Source organism: Bacillus sp. REN16, assembly GCF_020731355.1.
In the GTDB taxonomy this organism is placed as follows: domain Bacteria; phylum Bacillota; class Bacilli; order Bacillales; family Bacillaceae_L; genus Ferdinandcohnia.
In genome coordinates this window covers 173,868-191,635 of sequence record NZ_JAJFZK010000003.1, presented here as the reverse complement: position 1 = coordinate 191,635, position 17,768 = coordinate 173,868, and the positions used below count along the sequence as shown (strand labels likewise).

General features: G+C 40.8%; 19 protein-coding genes and 1 pseudogene. 19 read left to right on the top strand and 1 reads right to left on the bottom strand.

The features are described 5' to 3' along the window. The first annotated feature begins 33 nt into the window (after positions 1 to 33). The 9 genes from spoIIR (at position 34) to glyA (ending at position 8,309) form a co-directional block, all read left to right on the top strand. A complete protein-coding gene (spoIIR, locus tag LKW28_RS04825; protein ID WP_229139217.1) occupies positions 34 to 753 on the top strand; it encodes a stage II sporulation protein R in 720 nt (239 codons plus the stop codon). Between the two features lie 77 nt (positions 754 to 830). Beyond that, positions 831 to 1,277: a GNAT family N-acetyltransferase gene (locus LKW28_RS04820; RefSeq protein ID WP_229139216.1), complete on the top strand. Its 447-nt coding sequence runs from the start codon at positions 831 to 833 to the stop codon at positions 1,275 to 1,277. A gap of 340 nt (positions 1,278 to 1,617) precedes the next feature. Beyond that, entirely contained in the window at positions 1,618 to 2,661 is a 1,044-nt protein-coding gene (locus tag LKW28_RS04815; protein WP_229139215.1) for an L-threonylcarbamoyladenylate synthase, read from the top strand. Positions 2,662 to 2,891: 230 nt separating this feature from the next. Beyond that, on the top strand, positions 2,892 to 3,455 hold the full coding sequence (locus tag LKW28_RS04810) for a manganese efflux pump MntP family protein (RefSeq protein WP_229139214.1): 564 nt from the start codon (positions 2,892 to 2,894) through the stop codon (positions 3,453 to 3,455). 161 nt (positions 3,456 to 3,616) lie between these two features. Further along, on the top strand, positions 3,617 to 4,051 hold the full coding sequence (locus LKW28_RS04805; protein ID WP_229139213.1) for a low molecular weight protein arginine phosphatase: 435 nt from the start codon (positions 3,617 to 3,619) through the stop codon (positions 4,049 to 4,051). 18 nt (positions 4,052 to 4,069) lie between these two features. Next, positions 4,070 to 5,356, top strand: a complete 1,287-nt coding sequence (locus LKW28_RS04800) for a methyl-accepting chemotaxis protein (protein WP_229139212.1) — start codon at positions 4,070 to 4,072, stop codon at positions 5,354 to 5,356. Between the two features lie 308 nt (positions 5,357 to 5,664). Beyond that, on the top strand, positions 5,665 to 6,114 hold the full coding sequence (gene rpiB, locus LKW28_RS04795) for a ribose 5-phosphate isomerase B (protein ID WP_229139211.1): 450 nt from the start codon (positions 5,665 to 5,667) through the stop codon (positions 6,112 to 6,114). A 65-nt stretch (positions 6,115 to 6,179) separates the two neighbouring features. After that, positions 6,180 to 6,752, top strand: a complete 573-nt coding sequence (locus LKW28_RS04790; RefSeq protein WP_229139210.1) for a TIGR01440 family protein — start codon at positions 6,180 to 6,182, stop codon at positions 6,750 to 6,752. Positions 6,753 to 7,067: 315 nt separating this feature from the next. Beyond that, positions 7,068 to 8,309, top strand: coding sequence for a serine hydroxymethyltransferase (gene glyA, locus LKW28_RS04785; protein ID WP_229139209.1), 1,242 nt, complete (start codon positions 7,068 to 7,070; stop codon positions 8,307 to 8,309). A 302-nt stretch (positions 8,310 to 8,611) separates the two neighbouring features. Here the strand turns inward: glyA and LKW28_RS04780 are convergent. Then, positions 8,612 to 8,698: pseudogene (locus tag LKW28_RS04780) on the bottom strand (SPFH domain-containing protein); the annotation flags it as partial. A 245-nt stretch (positions 8,699 to 8,943) separates the two neighbouring features. Between LKW28_RS04780 and upp the strand changes: the two are divergent. The 10 genes from upp (at position 8,944) to LKW28_RS04730 (ending at position 17,682) form a co-directional block, all read left to right on the top strand. Next, positions 8,944 to 9,573, top strand: coding sequence for a uracil phosphoribosyltransferase (gene upp, locus LKW28_RS04775; protein WP_229139208.1), 630 nt, complete (start codon positions 8,944 to 8,946; stop codon positions 9,571 to 9,573). Positions 9,574 to 9,655: 82 nt separating this feature from the next. Beyond that, positions 9,656 to 11,887 (top strand): S8 family serine peptidase, encoded by a 2,232-nt coding sequence (locus tag LKW28_RS04770; protein ID WP_324255011.1) that lies wholly within the window; start codon positions 9,656 to 9,658, stop codon positions 11,885 to 11,887. A gap of 353 nt (positions 11,888 to 12,240) precedes the next feature. After that, complete coding sequence (locus tag LKW28_RS04765; protein WP_229139207.1) at positions 12,241 to 12,462, top strand: AtpZ/AtpI family protein; 222 nt, start codon at positions 12,241 to 12,243, stop codon at positions 12,460 to 12,462. A 6-nt stretch (positions 12,463 to 12,468) separates the two neighbouring features. After that, complete coding sequence (locus LKW28_RS04760) at positions 12,469 to 12,837, top strand: ATP synthase subunit I (protein ID WP_229139206.1); 369 nt, start codon at positions 12,469 to 12,471, stop codon at positions 12,835 to 12,837. A 56-nt stretch (positions 12,838 to 12,893) separates the two neighbouring features. Further along, complete coding sequence (gene atpB, locus LKW28_RS04755; protein ID WP_229139205.1) at positions 12,894 to 13,628, top strand: F0F1 ATP synthase subunit A; 735 nt, start codon at positions 12,894 to 12,896, stop codon at positions 13,626 to 13,628. Positions 13,629 to 13,717: 89 nt separating this feature from the next. Further along, entirely contained in the window at positions 13,718 to 13,936 is a 219-nt protein-coding gene (gene atpE / locus LKW28_RS04750) for a F0F1 ATP synthase subunit C (RefSeq protein WP_116352009.1), read from the top strand. A 191-nt stretch (positions 13,937 to 14,127) separates the two neighbouring features. Continuing rightward, complete coding sequence (atpF, locus tag LKW28_RS04745; protein WP_229139204.1) at positions 14,128 to 14,652, top strand: F0F1 ATP synthase subunit B; 525 nt, start codon at positions 14,128 to 14,130, stop codon at positions 14,650 to 14,652. Next, the gene (locus LKW28_RS04740) at positions 14,649 to 15,191 is read left to right on the top strand and encodes a F0F1 ATP synthase subunit delta (RefSeq protein ID WP_229139203.1); all 543 of its coding nucleotides are present in this window, start codon (positions 14,649 to 14,651) and stop codon (positions 15,189 to 15,191) included. Before atpF ends, LKW28_RS04740 begins: the two co-directional genes overlap by 4 nt. A gap of 11 nt (positions 15,192 to 15,202) precedes the next feature. Beyond that, entirely contained in the window at positions 15,203 to 16,714 is a 1,512-nt protein-coding gene (gene atpA, locus LKW28_RS04735) for a F0F1 ATP synthase subunit alpha (protein WP_229139202.1), read from the top strand. Between the two features lie 110 nt (positions 16,715 to 16,824). Further along, positions 16,825 to 17,682, top strand: a complete 858-nt coding sequence (locus LKW28_RS04730) for a F0F1 ATP synthase subunit gamma (RefSeq protein WP_229139201.1) — start codon at positions 16,825 to 16,827, stop codon at positions 17,680 to 17,682. Positions 17,683 to 17,768 lie beyond the last annotated feature (86 nt).

Genomic DNA, 17,768 nt, shown 5'->3' with positions numbered 1-17,768 from the left:
CGAGAATGGTTTGTGAAGGGATGGTGTTAGAAAGTGAGTAAACAAATTGCGATTGTATCATTTATATTTTTAATGTTAATTGGGGCGAATAGCCATTTATTGATAAAAGAAACAAGTGCAGCGGGTCAACAGGTAATTCCGGATGAGGCAATTCGACTTCGCATTTTAGCGAACAGTGATTCTGATGAGGATCAGGCGCTAAAACGCAAGGTACGTGATGCAGTAAACGCGGAAATTACAGTGTGGGTGGCAGAATTAACTTCAATTGAAGCAGCAAGAGAACTCATTCAAGAGAGACTGCCAGAAATCGAGAAAATTGTTGCTAGAGTGTTAGAAGAGGAAAATAGTAATCATTCATATACAGTCGATTACGGACGAAATGTTCAATTTCCAACAAAGCTTTACGGGCAATTCCTATATCCAGCGGGTGAGTATGAAGCTATTTTGATTTCATTAGGAGAAGCGGAAGGTGCAAACTGGTGGTGTGTGTTGTTCCCGCCATTATGTTTCTTAGATTTCTCAACAGGTGACGCAATTGAAGCATCTAATGAAAAGGGAAAAGATGTCGCGATCGAGCAAGAGGTCGAGAAGGAAGACAAGGTAGTCAAGGAGGACAAGAACGATAAGAAGGACAAGGAAGTTAATGAAGAAAAAGTAGAAGAAAAAGAAGAAAAAGAAGAAAAAGAAGAAAATGAGGATGAAGTCGAGGTCAAATTTTTCTTAGTTGAATTTTTTACATCATTATTTAGCTAAAAGTCTAGCATTTGGTTCTATTTTTCAGGATGCCTCATAGAGTAGTTACTAGTTAACGAAATAGATGGGGTGGGAAAATGAAACAAATTAGAACGGCAAATGAGCAGGATATTGAAAAGGTCACTTCCTTTTTAGGACAAGCTGAAGTCAGTGCGGTTGGAATCGAATCGATTATTGACCACTTTATTTTATTGGAGGATGACGAACAGAAAATCCTCGCAACATTAGGGATTGAGAAAATTGAACAAGATGGCCTGCTACGATCACTCGTTATTTCTCCTGATGTGGACCAAACGAATTTATTAACACTATTTAAAAGTGCCATTTCACTTGCAAAGCATAAGGAATTGCAGCGTCTCTATTTAGCGACGAATAAGCAGGCCTCGATTCAATTTTTCGCTATGCTTGGTTTTGGGCAGGTAGAAAGTAGAGAGCTTCCAGATCATATTAAAGACTCAAATCATATCACACAGCTTCTCGGCAAAACGGATCCAATGCTCATGGTTTCGCAAATTGAAAGATAAATAATGTTTTCAAACCTCTATTTGTGGATGGAATTTGCCCAAATAGAGGTTTTTTCCTTTCATTTTGTGGATAATGTGGATAATGAATGTTGTTAAAATGCGGATAAATGTGATAACCTGTGGAACGTAATGAAAAATATGGGCTGTGGATGAATTATTTCCTCTTGATGTGGAATATGGTAAAACTGGTTATATCCACAAAACTATCCACATTTTCGGCTTAATTGTCCACAAATTGTGGATAACACTGGTTTTATAACCCTCTGCAACCTATATTTTTTTATATTGCGATAATAAAAGAACAACATAAATAAAGGAATTTATATAGGAGCTGCATAATATGGAAACAAAACGATGGGTTGTGGATAAACATCAACAAAATTTAGAATCTTATCCACAAATAGAAGAGGCGGCACGTCTCTTGCGGAAAAATGAAGTGGTCGCATTCCCAACGGAAACAGTGTATGGGCTTGGGGCAAATGCTTTATCTGATGAGGCCGTTGCGAAAATTTATGAGGCAAAGGGGCGCCCGAGTGATAATCCACTGATTGTCCACATTTCCACAATTGGGCAGTTGCATAAGATTGTACAGGATATTCCCAAGCAGGCAGAGCGCTTGATTGAAAAATTTTGGCCGGGTCCGTTAACGCTTGTATTAAAGAGAAAAGAAAACGCGGTGTCAAAAATAGTGACAGCAGGATTAGAAACCGTAGCAGTTCGTATGCCAAGTCATCCGGTTGCATTGGCGTTAATTGCAGCATCTGGTCTTCCGCTTGCAGCACCGAGTGCGAATACTTCTGGAAAACCAAGTCCGACACTCGCCAATCATGTGGCTGATGATCTGACTGGAAAAATTGCGGGGATTCTTGATGGAGGAGCAACTGGCGTTGGACTTGAATCAACAGTTCTGGACTGCACTGGTGAGGTGCCAGTCATTTTGCGACCAGGTGGAGTGACAAAGGAACAGCTTGAGGAAGTGTGCGGTGTGATTGAGGTCGACAAGGCCATTCTAACAGAAGGCGAAGCACCTAAATCACCTGGAATGAAATATAAACATTACGCACCCACTGCGCCACTAACAATCGTGAATGGCCGTGTTGAATTTATTCAGTCTCTCGTAACAGAAAAACAAAACGATGGCTTGAAGGTTGGCGTCCTCACAACGGCAGAGCGTGAAAATCATTATGAAGCTGATAAAATTATTGCCTGTGGATCGCGTGAGGATTTAGAGTCAGTGGCAAGCAGGCTCTATGATGTGTTACGCTTATTTGATGAAAGTGGTGTCGATATAATTTATAGTGAAAGCTTCCCAAATGAAGGAATTGGACAAGCGATCATGAATCGATTAACGAAAGCAGCAGGACATAAAATAATAACAGAATAATGGAATTCCATCTTTTAATATGTGTTCAAAAAGGAGGATGAAAAGGACCGAGAAGTTCGAGGCGGTGAAGTTTTGAGGAATGGAGCGTATGCAGTTAATACGTGAGTACCGGAAAAACGAGCCAACGAAGAAATTCGATGTGTCATTTTCACCGGACTTTTTGAACATTCATCTTCTATTTGGAGCGGTACATGCATATGTTGAAATAGGCACGTCCAAGGAGGTAGAAGATGGATATTACAGCATTTCTCGGAGAACTTATAACCTTATTTATCATGGCGTTTGCTTTAGGAATGGACGCATTTTCTGTTGGACTCGGAATGGGATTAATCCAATTGAGACTCAAGCAAATTTTTTCAATTGGAATCACCATTGGTCTGTTTCATATGTGGATGCCTTTGGCTGGAATGATGATTGGCCATTTTTTATCAGATACATTTGGAGCTATTGCTACCTATGCAGGCGGCGGGTTGCTCTTATTTTTAGGCATCCAAATGATTATTTCCTCCTTCAAGGACGATGATAAGCAGCGCATGATTACACCGGTTGGATTCGGCTTATTTATTTTTGCTTTAAGTGTGAGCTTAGATAGTTTTTCAGTTGGACTTTCGCTCGGGATTTACGGAGCGAAAACAGTCATGGTCATTCTTATGTTCGGAGCCGTCAGCATGGCTCTCACTTGGATTGGACTGCTAGTAGGTCGAAAGGTCCAAAACTGGCTTGGTACATATAGCGAGGTGTTGGGAGGAAGTATTCTCCTCGTCTTTGGAGTGAAACTGCTTTTTCCTTTATAAAAAAATAGTACAAAACTGTGAGTGCGGTGGAGAATTCCGTACTCTTTTTTTATATAGGCTATGTCTTTCCTGCGAATCTCGATTATAATGGGAGTATATCGAATTTTGTCTAAAGATGCAGGTCGAAAGTAGCATAAGGGCAATTATGAAGAGGTGATAAAATGATACACGTTTTATTTGTTTGTACAGGAAATACATGCAGAAGTCCGATGGCAGAGGTTATCTTACGAAATAAGTCCGGCGAAAACATAGAAGTCAAATCAGCAGGAATTTTTGCGGGAAACGGAAGTCCTGCATCAGCTAATACGGCTCAAGTGTTACAGGAAAATGGAATGGAGTGTCAGCATTCTTCTTCAATATTAACACAAGACCATATTGAGTGGGCCACTTATATTTTTACAATGACTAGTCATCATAAACAGGCAATCCTTCACAGTTTTCCAGAAGCACACGACAAGGTGTTTACATTAAAGGAATATGTGGATGGAAATGGGGATGTTTCTGACCCCTTTGGAGGACCGGTTGAAATATATAGAGAAACATACGCGGAACTCGAACCATTAATTGATCAAGTACTTTCTAAACTAAAAAGGTAGATTCAGGGGGGAAATCGGGTGGAAAAAAGGCGCTACAAATTTGGTCTTAGGTTAAAATTAGTACTCTTTACAACCATTTTAGCTGTTGTCACGTATTCAACTTCGGCTTTATTCATTTATTTTGTGTATCCATTCGTTGAAGAAATGGTGAGTCAGCAAATTTTTGTGATAGGCACATTAGCATTAGGGATTATCTGGTCTGGGATTCTTGCTTACTTTGCGGCATCCTTCATTACTAAGCCACTTCAACAGCTTGAACAGGTGGCTATTCATGCTGCAAACGGGGATATTCGAGAGGATGTTCCTGTTTCAAATTCAGATGACGAGATTCGCAGTTTAAGCCTTGCGTTTAATAAAATGCTACAAAATTTGCGTGAAATGGTTCAAAATATTGAAGAAAACTTTGGAAATACGAATGAAAAAGTGATTGAGATTACGAAAGCCTCGGGTTTAGCCTCTGAACAGGCAGAAAATATTAATCGAACCATTTCTGAGATTTCTAAAGGGGCTGACAGCTCTGCAATATCGATTCAGGAGACGGCGGAGTCAGTTGAGGATGTCATTCAAATTGCGGAAGAGGTTCAACAAAATGCTAAAACCTCACAAAACCTATCGGTTGAAATGGTTGATACGTTGAATGACAGTAAAGAGCTTGTGCATTCCCTCATCTCGGGAATTAATAAACTCGTTGATAATAACCAAACCTCACTGGAGGCGGTAAATCGCTTGGAGACAAATGCAAAGGAAGTAGAACATATTATTTCACTTGTTGGCGATATCGCTGGCCAAACGAACTTGCTAGCATTGAATGCATCCATTGAAGCGGCACGTGCGGGTGAGCATGGAAAAGGCTTTGCGGTTGTGGCAGAAGAAGTGAGAAAGCTTGCGGATGAAAGCTCCAAGGCGGTTCAAGGGATTTCTGAGTTAATCAAAAACATCCAGCAAGAGGTTCGAAATGTTGTCGTTCAAATTTCAGAACAAGTGGCGGTTGCAAACGAAGAGGCGAAAAAAGGATCGATCACTAATGAGTCTATTGCTGAAATGACATCATCTGTCCATGAAGTAGCAGATGCGGTGAAGCAAATTGCGGTGTTGGTAGAAAAACAAATGGATCGTATTCAAGCAACCTCCCTGCAATCACAAGAAGTAGCAGCAATTGCAGAACAAACGTCTGCAGGTGCACAGGAGGTTAGTGCTGCAACCCAGCATCAAACAAGCGTCATTTGTGAAGTGGATAATTTAGCGCAGGAACTTGCCACCCAAGCAGGACAATTAAAGCAGACCATTCAACGATTTACATTATAATTTTTAAAATAAGGAACTCCTATTTTGGTTCGGGAGTTCTTTTTTAGGTATAATAAAGGTAAATATTTGTCTTTTGGCCGGGAATCCTGCCAAGGCGCATATAACTTTATTCAGCAGAAGTCCCCTACTTCTACAAGTGGGGATGAATGCAAAAAGAGTATACAATTCAGTCGGGGTTCAAACTCCATCTGAATAAAGTTAAGCCTCCGGCGGATGCCACGATTTTTCAAAGGTAACTTTTCGAGCAAGCTCGAAAAAAATCGGGCTCAAATACGCCAAGGCGCATTTGATTTATAGGGGGATTTACAATGAAAGTGGCAATTGCTTCAGACCATGGCGGCTTAGTATTGCGTGAGGAAATTAAAAATTTATTGGACGAACTTAAGATTGAATATGATGATTTCGGGTGTGATTGCTCGACATCTGTTGACTATCCGGATTATGCCCTGCCGGTTGCGAAAAAAGTGGCGGATGGAGAGTATGATCGCGGCATTTTAATTTGCGGAACTGGAATTGGAATGAGTATTGCTGCAAATAAGGTTCATGGCATTCGGTGTGCCCTTTGCCATGATGTTTTTAGTGCAAAGGCAACCCGCGAGCATAATAACAGCAACATCCTGGCGATGGGCGAGCGGGTTATTGGACCTGGACTTGCTTTGGAAATCGCAAAAACATGGCTTACAACCGAATTCTCAGGCGGTCGCCATGCAAACAGAATTAATAAAATCACAGAATACGAAAACAGTTCTGAAGAGTAATAGATGATGCGCCTGAGGACTTTTTTTAATCAGGCGCATTCAATTTACATGAGGAGGTTTTGGGAATGGTAGCGGACATTGAAATGTGGCGAGGACAGCTTCGGACGATTCTTTCGGATTTTGCGGAAAAGGCTTCGTTGACAAAAGGAGAACTGCTCGTAGTCGGTTGCAGTACGAGTGAAGTCATCGGTGAAAGAATCGGAACAGCTGGATCTGAAGAAGTGGCAGAAATGATTTTTAGTGAGTTGGCTTTGCTTCGTAAAAATGTGGGTGTAGAGCTCGCGTTTCAGTGCTGTGAACATTTAAACCGTGCATTGGTTCTTGAACGGGAAATCGCAATACATAAAAATTATGAGCAAGTAACAGTAGTCCCGGTCCGAACAGCAGGCGGCGCAATGGCAACCTATGCCTACGGACATTTTAACGATCCGGTTGTGGTTGAATTTATTAAAGCAGAAGCTGGAATTGATATTGGTGACACCTTCATCGGCATGCATCTAAAGCATGTTGCGGTACCAATTCGAAGTTCAATAAAAGAACTTGGCGGGGCACACGTCACAATGGCCAAAGCCAGACCCAAGCTCATCGGCGGCGAACGAGCAGTCTATCCGGATAAAAAAGAAAATAAAAAGTGCTAATGGTGCCACAGGGAGCCTAGGAAAAAGAGGACGATTCCTGTGGTTCTTTCGTTGTGAAGTTAATAAAATAAGTGAACGATATTAAAATAAAAAATGATAAATGTTCGTGTTTTACAAAAAAATGAAAATTATTTGAGTTCACATAAAACCCAATAGCAGCACTGCCGCAACTGATCTCAACCTCATTTTAAAGCGTTTTCCACACAATTCCAATCAAAAACTAAACTTCCTACTACCGAATAAAAGTGTTACAATGAAAAAGTATTTTTCAAATTAGCAGAATATTTCATACATCGAATAAAAGGAGGATTCCAAATGAAACATTTATCGGAGCAAGATCAACAAGTATTTCATGCAATACAAGATGAACTGCAAAGACAACGTACTAAAATTGAACTGATTGCATCTGAAAACTTTGTAAGTGAAGCAGTCATGGAAGCCCAAGGTTCTGTATTAACAAACAAATATGCAGAAGGGTACCCTGGTCGTCGTTACTATGGTGGCTGTGAGCATGTGGATGTTGTGGAGAACATTGCAAGAGACCGTGCGAAGGAAATCTTCGGCGCAGAGCACGCAAATGTGCAGCCGCACTCTGGGGCACAAGCAAATATGGCCGTATACTTTACAATCCTTGAGACAGGTGACACTGTACTTGGGATGAATCTTTCCCATGGTGGACATTTAACACATGGCAGTCCGGTAAACTTCAGTGGAATTCAATATAATTTCGTGGAGTACGGAGTCGATCCAGAAACACATCAAATCAATTACGACGATGTACGTGCTAAAGCGCTGGAGCATAAGCCAAAGCTTATCGTTGCCGGTGCGAGTGCATACCCGCGTGCAATTGATTTTAAAAAGTTCAGAGAAATCGCGGACGAAGTGGGCGCATACTTAATGGTTGATATGGCTCATATCGCAGGTTTGGTGGCAACAGGTCTTCACGAAAACCCAGTTCCATATGCGGATTTCGTTACAACAACAACTCATAAAACATTACGTGGCCCACGTGGTGGCATGATTCTTTGTAAAGAAGAATTTGCGAAGAAAATCGATAAATCGATCTTCCCTGGAATCCAAGGTGGCCCATTGATGCACGTAATCGCTGCAAAAGCAGTAGCGTTCGGAGAGGCACTTACAGACGAGTTCAAGCAATACACAAAAAATATCGTGGCCAATGCAGTTAGATTAGCAGAGTCTCTACAAAAAGAAGGCTTACGTCTAGTATCTGGCGGAACTGATAATCACTTGTTACTAGTTGATGTACGTTCATTAGGTTTAACTGGTAAAGTGGCTGAAAAGGTTCTTGACGATATCGGTATCACAGTTAACAAAAACACAATTCCATTCGATCCAGAAAGCCCATTTGTAACAAGTGGTGTCCGTATCGGTACAGCAGCTGTAACAAGCAGAGGCTTTGGTTTAGAGGACATGGATGAAATTGCGTCCATCATTGCGTTTGCATTGAAAAATGCTGAAGACGAAGTGAAGTTAGCAGAAGCAAGCCAGCGTGTAGAAGAACTAACTAGCAAGTTTGTACTTTATAAAGAGTATTAAGAAGTTAGAAGGCAGGACTCCCATTATGGAGTTCCTGCCTTTTTTAGTTAAACCGTCGCCAGCTGCTTTTGTCCGATATATTTAGATTTAAGTCCGATATCCAAAATTCAATGTCCGATATATTTAAAAATTGGTCCGATATATTCGATTTTATGTCCGATATTTTTAAAATGATCCAATCAAAGCCCCCTGGTAAGCCTAGAAAACCTAAATATCAACCATCCCAAACCCCAAAAAACGCCAGGACCTTAATCCGGGCGCACAACCCAAATTACTGTTTATTTTTCGGAATTCTGCCTGCTTTTTTGCTTGAGTTGCTTGATTGCCATTTGTGCCATTCCAACAGCACCTTCGACAATTTTTTGACGGGCAGCAATGATAGCCGTGGCTCCTTTCATGCAATCGACCTCATTTCAATATATATTTTATATGATTGTGATATCATTTTGTATAAAATTGTAAATGAATTCACTGAACATTTTAAAATGTAGTTTCATCTTGAACATGCTTTGTTTTTTCTGTAAAATTTATTGAAGTGAGAAAAATACAGTTCGTGGTGTTATTTTTTCAGCTGATGGAAATTCTAAAAATGCAACATCTAAAAGAAGCATACTCAAAAAAGGAGAGATGAACGATGGGGAAAGTGTACGTTTTTGATCACCCACTTATTCAACACAAGCTTACATACATACGTGATATGAACACAGGGACAAAGGAATTCCGCGAGTTAGTTGATGAGGTCGCAAGCTTAATGGCATTTGAAATTACTCGTGATATGTCACTTGAGGAAGTAGAAGTACAAACACCTGTTGCTAAGGCAAGCTCAAAGGTTTTATCTGGGAAAAAGATTGGGATTGTGCCAATTCTTCGTGCTGGTTTAGGTATGGTGGATGGAATTTTAAACTTGATCCCTGCTGCTAAGGTAGGCCATGTTGGGCTCTATCGTGATCCTGAAACATTGCAGCCAGTTGAGTATTATTTTAAAATGCCTTCTGATATTAAAGAACGTGAATTTATCGTGGTGGACCCGATGCTTGCTACAGGTGGTTCAGCTGTTGAAGCAATCAATGCGATGAAGAAACGTGGCGCTACAAATATTAAGTTTATGTGTCTTGTTGCTGCACCAGAGGGTGTTGAAGCGATGAAAAATACCCATCCGGATGTAGATATCTATATTGCGGCTCTTGATGAGAAGCTAAACGACCATGGATACATCGTACCAGGTCTTGGAGACGCTGGGGACCGACTATTCGGAACAAAGTAAACCGAATTGTTACTAGACAAAACATTCATATTCGACCACCTTTTGAGAAATGCTATCTCAAAGAGGTGGTTTTTTTGTGAGAATGTTACTGGCAATTTGTTTGTGTATGACCCTCCTATTATCAACCATTCCTGCCCATGCACATCGCTATCCGGACAGGCCCCCATTGCCTCAAGAGGATATGGACAAACAGGTGCATGAAATCATCATCACGGACGAAAATCAATTAAAGACTTTAATTGAAAAAATAAAAACAACCGATTCCTCCATAAAAATTAACCATATATACAAGCATGTGTTTCCTGGTTTTTCGGTAACAGGAAAAAGACGTGATATTCAAAAATTAAAATCGGAATCTGGCATTAGGCATAGTTCCCCCGTTGCGACCTATCAAGCTTCTGTAGAGGAGAGTGTTCCTTTTATTGGAGGGGACGAGATTCGCAGTCACTTTGACAAAAAGGATCATCGGTTAACGGGAAATGGCGTGAAGGTCGGGGTGATCGATACGGGTGTTGATTATACACATCCAGACCTTAGAAGAAATTATGCAGGTGGCTATGACCTCGTTGATGGGGATGACGACCCAATGGAGACAAGGGGAGTTGAAGGGCGAAACACCTCGCACGGAACCCATGTTGCAGGCATAATTGCCGCGAATGGCAAAATTAAAGGGGTTGCACCTGAGGCTGACATAATAGGCTACCGTGCACTTGGGCCAGGGGGGATGGGAACCTCTGAACAGGTAATTGCAGCAATTGACAAAGCAATTGAGGATAAAGTGGATGTCATTAATCTTTCGCTTGGCAATACCATCAATGGGCCGGATTGGCCAACAAGTCTCGCGCTGGATAAAGCAACAGAAAAAGGAATTGTTGCTGTTACATCAAGTGGAAATTCAGGGCCAAATGTTTGGACGGTAGGTTCCCCAGGAACATCATCTAGGGCAATATCTGTTGGCGCATCGACGCCGCCCATGACCTTGCCATATTTAACAATCGGATTTGCTGATCGAAAAATACAGCTCCAACCCCTTCAAGGCTCAATACCATGGAAACTGCAAAAGAAATATGAAATCGCTCAAGCGGATATTGGGAATGAAGAAAACTTCCCAAAGGTAAAAAACAAAATTGTCTTGATGGAAAGAGGGGAAATAACTTTTACAGAAAAAGCCGTTCGCGCATTTAAGGCAGAAGCGATTGCAGTGCTAATCTATAACAACACGGATGGAAACTTCGCGGGTTCACTTGAACAGGAGCTTCCCATTCCAGTCGCGTCACTTTCAAAGGCTGACGGAGAATGGCTAAAAAAACAAATCAAGTCCCAAAACAATGTTGTCAAAACCTCATATCAGCAAATAAAAGATACTATTGCATCATTTAGTTCACGAGGTCCTGTTACGCACACATGGGCGATTAAGCCAGATGTGGTAGCGCCTGGTGTTGCGATTGACAGCACGATTCCAAATGGTTACGAGGAAATGCAGGGAACGAGTATGGCGGCACCGCATGTGGCTGGGGCAAGTGCGCTTTTAAAGCAGGCACACCCTGATTGGACACCTGACCAGGTAAAAGCGGCACTGATGAACACGGCACGACTTTTAGAAAAAGAGGATGGAACTCTGTACAAGCCGTATGAACAGGGAGCGGGCAGAATTCAACTCCACGAAGCCATCCACTCGGAAACGTTAATCTATCCAGGCTCATTTTCGGCCGGAATGCTTTACCACCAGGATAAACGTACGGAAAAAAGGATAAAAATAACGATAGATAATCAGTCAGATAAAGAAAAGATGTATTCCTTTGAAATTCCAAAAAACAAAAAAGGAATCCAATGGGACTTACCAATTCCCTTTACAGTCGAACCAAGACAAAAAAAGGTCATCACAATTGGTCTTGATATTACGCCGAGTATCATTGGTGCTGGACTGCACCACGGAAATTTATTTTTAAAGGAAGGGAAGAGCCGCTACCATATTCCCTATATGTACGTAATTGAAGAACCTGATTATCCCCGAATTATGGGTTTTCAATTTGGAAAAGGGGATAAAGAGGATATGTTTCGATATGAATTATACCTGCCAGGCGGAGCAGATGAATACGGGATTGTGCTTTATGATCCGGACAGCTTAAGGTTCGTCGCGTTTTTAGATTGGAGCCGTGATGTTGCTAGAGGGTTGGTAGAGAAAGAAGTAAATCGGAAAGAACGGAACTTAAGCGGGGTCTTCAAAGCGATCATATTTGTTAGAAAAGCTGGACAAGAAGATATACTGGAAACAGAAATATCATTTGAAGATACAATGATAGGCAGCCATTAAACGTCATTCAGCAGAAGTCGGGAACTTCTGCTGAATGAAAAGTTTATACTATTTGTCACCAAGAGTAATTATGAAAGTTTTGTGAACGAAGAGTGAATTTTTGAATTAATACTACGCTAATAGGACTATCAAATTCATGATTAAAACGCGTTTTGTAAGCGGATGTGGAACACTGTAAAATCGCTTGTGAGAAGGTGAACTTTTTCCTTACAAACAATTGACATTAATAGGTGCCTATTGTATGCTTACAAAGGGTATAAATGAGAAGGTTTACATGGCAGAATTACTTGAAAAATTAAGTATTTTCTGACATGTCTACAACCTCCCTTTAAAGCCAAAAGCGGGGTATGCTGATGCCAAAAAATGACAAGCATCCTTTACGGGCCTATGGGCTTATGTCTGGTATTCTATCTCAGTTAGTTGGGTCAATTCTAGTAGGTATTTTCCTCGGCAGATGGGTTGATCGAATATGGGACACCGAACCACTCTTTTTAATTCTTGGCCTTCTATTAGGACTAGCAGCAGGAGTCTATGCGACACTTCGTCTAGTCAATCATTTTTTCTCAGGAGATTAACTTGATATGCTGGATCTATCCATAGCGTTTACGAGGTATCGTAAATACATATTCTACTTACTTGCAATCTATGTACTAGGCTGGGGATTCACTGCATATAAATCCGTCTTCTTAGGATTAATACTAGGAACACTAGGAAGTTTGTGGATTTTATTTACACTAGCCCGAAAAAATAAGCAATTTACAAAAGCATTTGAAGAGGGGCGAACAGTTCGCTCACTTGGAACGATGTCACGCATGGCGGTTGCTGGTTTAGCGGTCTTGGTTGTAATGGAATATCCTGAAAAGTTTCACCTAGGTAGTATGATTATTGGATTAATGACAGCCTATTTTGTCATTATGATAGATTTCTTTTTTCAAAAACTTCAAAAATAGACTAAGCGCAGGTCACGTACAAGCGCTACACAATATGGGAAGAGAGGTGAATACTGTTGGGTCACGAAGCTCCTACGTTTCAACTGTTTGGTCTTTGGTTTAGCGCATCTAATATGATAATGATCACAATCGCGAGTGTGATTGTATTCATTATCGCGGTTCTTGGAACTCGTACCCTTGCAATGAAGCCAACCGGTGCTCAGAACTTTATGGAATGGGTCATGGACTTTGTTCGAGGAATTATTAATAGTTCAATGGACTGGAAAACGGGTGGACGCTTCCAAATACTAGGAATTACATTATTAATGTATATCCTTGTATCAAACTTTCTAGGGTTGCCATTTGCGATTATTTTTAATCATGAATTATGGTGGAAGTCCCCAACTGCTGATCCAACGATAACGTTAACACTAGCTGTTATGGTTGTTGGTTTATCGCATTACTATGGAATTAAGATGAAGGGTGCTAAGGAATACGGTAAAGATTTCTTTAAACCTATGTCATTTATGTTCCCACTGAAGATTATCGAGGAATTTGCAAACACATTAACTCTCGGACTGCGTCTATTTGGTAACATCTACGCCGGTGAAATCCTGCTTGGATTAATCGCTGGTATGGCAGTGAGCAGTTACGAAGGTGGCATTCTCGGAGGAATTCTAGGTACAATCGGAGCCTTTATTCCGATGATTGCATGGCAAGGATTTAGTATCTTTGTTGGTGCTATCCAAGCGTACATCTTTACAATGTTAACAATGGTTTATATTTCGCACAAAGTGAGTACTGACCATTAAGAATAAAACCTTGTCCGAAATGAGACTTTTTGGGCAAACAAAAATAAATTACTATTAATTTTTTATACAATTAAAGGAGGACTTTTTCAATGGGTTTATTAGCAGCAGCAATTGCAATTGGTTTAGCGGCACTAGGTGCTGGTATCGGTAACGGTCTTATCGTATCTCGTACAGTTGAGGGGATTGCTCGTCAACCAGAAGCACAAGGTAAACTTCAAACTACTATGTTCATCGGGGTTGCACTAGTTGAGGCGATTCCTATCATCGCAGTAGTTATCGCGTTCATGGTATTCGGCGCTAACGCATAAGATGATTTCTCGAAGCGTTCCTTTTTAAAAGGAAGGCTAGATAACAAAATGGCGAAGATCATTCCAAGAGAACCTTCGCCATTGCTTTGTATAATCAAATTTTATTATAAACTAATGTGCATGTTTGCACTTAAAGATGAAAGTAAGGACTTCCATTCGACTTGGAACTCGCGAAAAAGGAGGGAATATAGGTGTTAGATCTTTTTGTCTTAGGCGCTGCCGCTGGTAAATTGCCTGTTAACCTTGGAGATATCATTTTCCAACTGGTTGTATTCATCATTTTAATGGCGTTACTAAAGAAATTTGCGTTAGGTCCAATCATGAACATCATGAAACAACGTGAAAGTCATATCGCTAGTGAAATTGATTCCGCAGAGCAAAATAACCAAGAAGCGAAAAAATTAGTAGAAGAGCAACGTGAGTTACTTAAAAAATCACGTTCAGAAGCTGCTGAATTAATCGAAAATGCACGTAAATTAGGTGATGAGCAGAAGGAAGGTATTATCCAAGCTGCTCGTGACGAAGCTAATCGTTTAAAGGAAGCTGCAAAGAAAGAGATCATTACAGAAAAAGAACAAGCTGTTATTGCATTACGCGAACAGGTTGCATCACTTTCTGTGTTAGTTGCTTCTAAGGTTATCGAAAAGGAACTTAGCCTTAAGGATCAAGAGAAGTTAATTAACGAATATATTCAAGAGGTAGGAGAAGGGCGATGAGCAAAGGAATCGTAGCAAAGCGATATGCAGTAGCTCTTTTTCAATTAGCAAGTGAACAAAATGCACTTGATCAGTATGAAGAAGAAATTCGTACAGTGAAGCAAGTGTTTACAAATAGCGATGATTTTCAATCTGTATTAAGAAATCCAAAGCTCTCTATTGATAAGAAAAAAGCCATTGTGACTGAAAGCTTCCAAGGTTTTTCGCAATGGACATTAAACACTTTGCATCTATTAATTGATCGTCATCGTGAAGATATCATTGCAGACGTTGCGGATGTATTTATTGAACTTGCAAATGACAAGCGCGGAGTTGCGGATGCTACAGTTTACTCTGTACGTCCTCTAACAGACTCAGAGGAAGCAGGAATCTCAAGCGTATTTGCAGTCAAGGTTGGAAAATCTTCACTACGTATTCAAAACATTGTAGATCCAAGTCTGATTGGCGGCGTGAAGCTTCGAATCGGAAATCGTATATATGACGGAAGTGTAAAAGGTAAGTTAGACCGTATTGAGCGTCAACTTATTGCGAAAAGATAGGGGTGAAATTCATGAGCATCAAAGCTGAAGAAATTAGTGCGCTGATAAAAAAGCAAATTGAAAACTATCAGTCTGAAATACAAGTGAGCGAAGTTGGTACAGTTATCAGTGTCGGTGACGGTATCGCACGTGCTCATGGCCTCGACAATGTCATGGCTGGAGAACTCGTTGAATTTTCAAATGGTGTCATGGGTATGGCACAAAACCTTGAAGAAAACAACGTGGGTATTATCATCCTTGGTCCTTTCACAGAAATTCGTGAAGGTGACGAAGTACGTCGTACAGGACGTATCATGGAGGTTCCAGTCGGTGAAGCATTGATCGGCCGTGTTGTTAACTCTCTAGGACAACCAGTTGATGGTCTAGGTCCAATTGAAACTACAAAAACTCGTCCAATCGAAAGTCCAGCTCCTGGTATCATGGACCGTAAATCTGTTCATGAACCATTACAAACTGGTATCAAAGCGATTGACGCATTAATTCCAATCGGTCGCGGTCAGCGTGAATTGATCATCGGTGACCGTCAAACAGGTAAAACAGCTGTTGCAATCGACACAATCCTTAACCAAAAGAACGAAAATATGATTTGTATTTACGTTGCAATTGGTCAAAAAGAATCAACAGTTCGTGGTGTTGTTGAAACATTACGTAAAAACGGTGCATTAGATTACACAATTGTTGTAACTGCTTCTGCATCTCAACCAGCTCCAATGTTATTCCTAGCTCCATATGCAGGAGTAACTATGGGTGAAGAGTTCATGTACAATGGCAAGCACGTTTTAGTTATTTATGATGACTTAACAAAACAAGCTTCTGCATACCGTGAACTTTCATTACTACTACGTCGTCCTCCAGGTCGTGAAGCGTATCCAGGGGATGTATTCTACCTTCACTCTCGTCTATTAGAGCGTGCTGCGAAGCTTTCTGACGCAAAAGGTGGCGGATCTATCACAGCTTTACCGTTCATTGAAACACAAGCTGGTGACGTATCTGCATACATTCCAACAAACGTTATCTCGATTACTGACGGACAAATTTTCTTGCAATCTGACTTATTCTTCTCAGGTGTACGTCCTGCCGTTAACGCAGGTTTATCCGTATCACGTGTTGGAGGATCTGCGCAAATCAATGCGATGAAGAAGGTATCAGGTACATTACGTCTTGACCTTGCTTCTTACCGTGAGCTGGAAGCATTTGCTCAGTTCGGTTCAGATCTTGATAAAGCGACTCAAGCGAAGCTTAACCGTGGTGCGCGTACAGTAGAAGTATTAAAACAAGGTCTAAACAAGCCACTAGCAGTAGAAAAGCAAGTTGCAATTCTATATGCATTAACTCGTGGATTTATAGATGATATTCCAGTAGAAGACATTTCTCGTTTCGAGGAAGAATACTACGTATGGTTAGAGCATAACCGTAAAGCTGAAATCTTTGATCACATTAAGTCAACTGGCAAACTTCCGGAAGACGAAGTATTTGCTTCTGCGATCAATGACTTCAAAAAGACTTTTGCTGTTTCTGAGTAATAAATAGAATCATAAAGCGACGTGCATCGCGTGCGTCGCTTGTCTGAATAAGCTAGATGACTCGGTTCCAAAGCGTTTACGAAAAATCGAGGAAAAGGTGGTGAGAACCTTTGGCATCCTTACGTGATATAAAAACTAGAATCACATCAACAAAGAAAACAAGTCAAATTACAAAAGCGATGCAGATGGTTTCAGCGTCTAAGTTTAGCCGTGCTGAAGCAAATGCAAAATCGTTTGTTCCATATATGGAAAAAATTCAAGAGGTCGTTGCGAATATCGCAGTGGGCAGCTCTGACGCAAGTCATCCAATGCTACTTCACAGACCTATCAAAAAGACAGCTTATATCGTCATCACATCTGACCGTGGATTAGCTGGTGCATATAACAGTAACGTGATTCGTGGTGCATACCAAGCCATGCAAAAACGTCATAAAAGTACTGACGAATTCACAGTGATCGCAATCGGTCGTGTCGGCCGTGACTTCTTTGTAAAAAGAGGTATTTCTGTTAGCTTAGAAATCGCTGGTTTATCTGATCAGCCTTCTTTTGCTGAGATTAAGGATATTGCAAATGCGACTGTAAATATGTTCACAGATGGCACGTATGATGAGCTTTACATGTGGTATAACCACTTCGTAAGTGCGATTCAACACGATGTAACTGAGAAAAAACTTTTACCATTAACTGATTTAGCAGCAAACAATAAAAAAACTTCTTATGAATTTGAACCTTCACAAGAAGATATCTTAGAGGTATTGCTACCTCAGTATGCTGAAAGTCTCATCTACGGAGCACTTTTAGATGGAAAAGCAAGTGAACATTCAGCTCGTATGACTGCGATGAAAAATGCGACAGACAATGCGAAAGACCTTATTGATTCACTTAGCATTACGTATAACCGTGCTCGTCAGGCAGCAATTACACAAGAGATTACCGAAATTGTCGGTGGAGCTGCAGCACTCGAATAGGAATTTTACAACATTAGATAGACATATTTAGGCATTCAAAGTATGTGAAAAAATTTGAATGACCGCGAAAAGTAAGTTAGGAGGGA

What these genes read in the sequence shown, in the direction of transcription:
- LKW28_RS04820 (WP_229139216.1), top strand. Translation starts at nt 831, where the DNA reads ATGAAACAAATTAGAACGGCAAATGAGCAGGATATTGAAAAGGTCACT.
- LKW28_RS04815 (WP_229139215.1), top strand. Translation starts at nt 1,618, where the DNA reads ATGGAAACAAAACGATGGGTTGTGGATAAACATCAACAAAATTTAGAA.
- LKW28_RS04810 (WP_229139214.1), top strand. Translation starts at nt 2,892, where the DNA reads ATGGATATTACAGCATTTCTCGGAGAACTTATAACCTTATTTATCATG.
- LKW28_RS04805 (WP_229139213.1), top strand. Translation starts at nt 3,617, where the DNA reads ATGATACACGTTTTATTTGTTTGTACAGGAAATACATGCAGAAGTCCG.
- rpiB (WP_229139211.1), top strand. Translation starts at nt 5,665, where the DNA reads ATGAAAGTGGCAATTGCTTCAGACCATGGCGGCTTAGTATTGCGTGAG.
- LKW28_RS04790 (WP_229139210.1), top strand. Translation starts at nt 6,180, where the DNA reads ATGGTAGCGGACATTGAAATGTGGCGAGGACAGCTTCGGACGATTCTT.
- glyA (WP_229139209.1), top strand. Translation starts at nt 7,068, where the DNA reads ATGAAACATTTATCGGAGCAAGATCAACAAGTATTTCATGCAATACAA.
- upp (WP_229139208.1), top strand. Translation starts at nt 8,944, where the DNA reads ATGGGGAAAGTGTACGTTTTTGATCACCCACTTATTCAACACAAGCTT.
- LKW28_RS04770 (WP_324255011.1), top strand. Translation starts at nt 9,656, where the DNA reads ATGTTACTGGCAATTTGTTTGTGTATGACCCTCCTATTATCAACCATT.
- LKW28_RS04765 (WP_229139207.1), top strand. Translation starts at nt 12,241, where the DNA reads ATGCCAAAAAATGACAAGCATCCTTTACGGGCCTATGGGCTTATGTCT.
- LKW28_RS04760 (WP_229139206.1), top strand. Translation starts at nt 12,469, where the DNA reads ATGCTGGATCTATCCATAGCGTTTACGAGGTATCGTAAATACATATTC.
- atpE (WP_116352009.1), top strand. Translation starts at nt 13,718, where the DNA reads ATGGGTTTATTAGCAGCAGCAATTGCAATTGGTTTAGCGGCACTAGGT.
- LKW28_RS04740 (WP_229139203.1), top strand. Translation starts at nt 14,649, where the DNA reads ATGAGCAAAGGAATCGTAGCAAAGCGATATGCAGTAGCTCTTTTTCAA.
- atpA (WP_229139202.1), top strand. Translation starts at nt 15,203, where the DNA reads ATGAGCATCAAAGCTGAAGAAATTAGTGCGCTGATAAAAAAGCAAATT.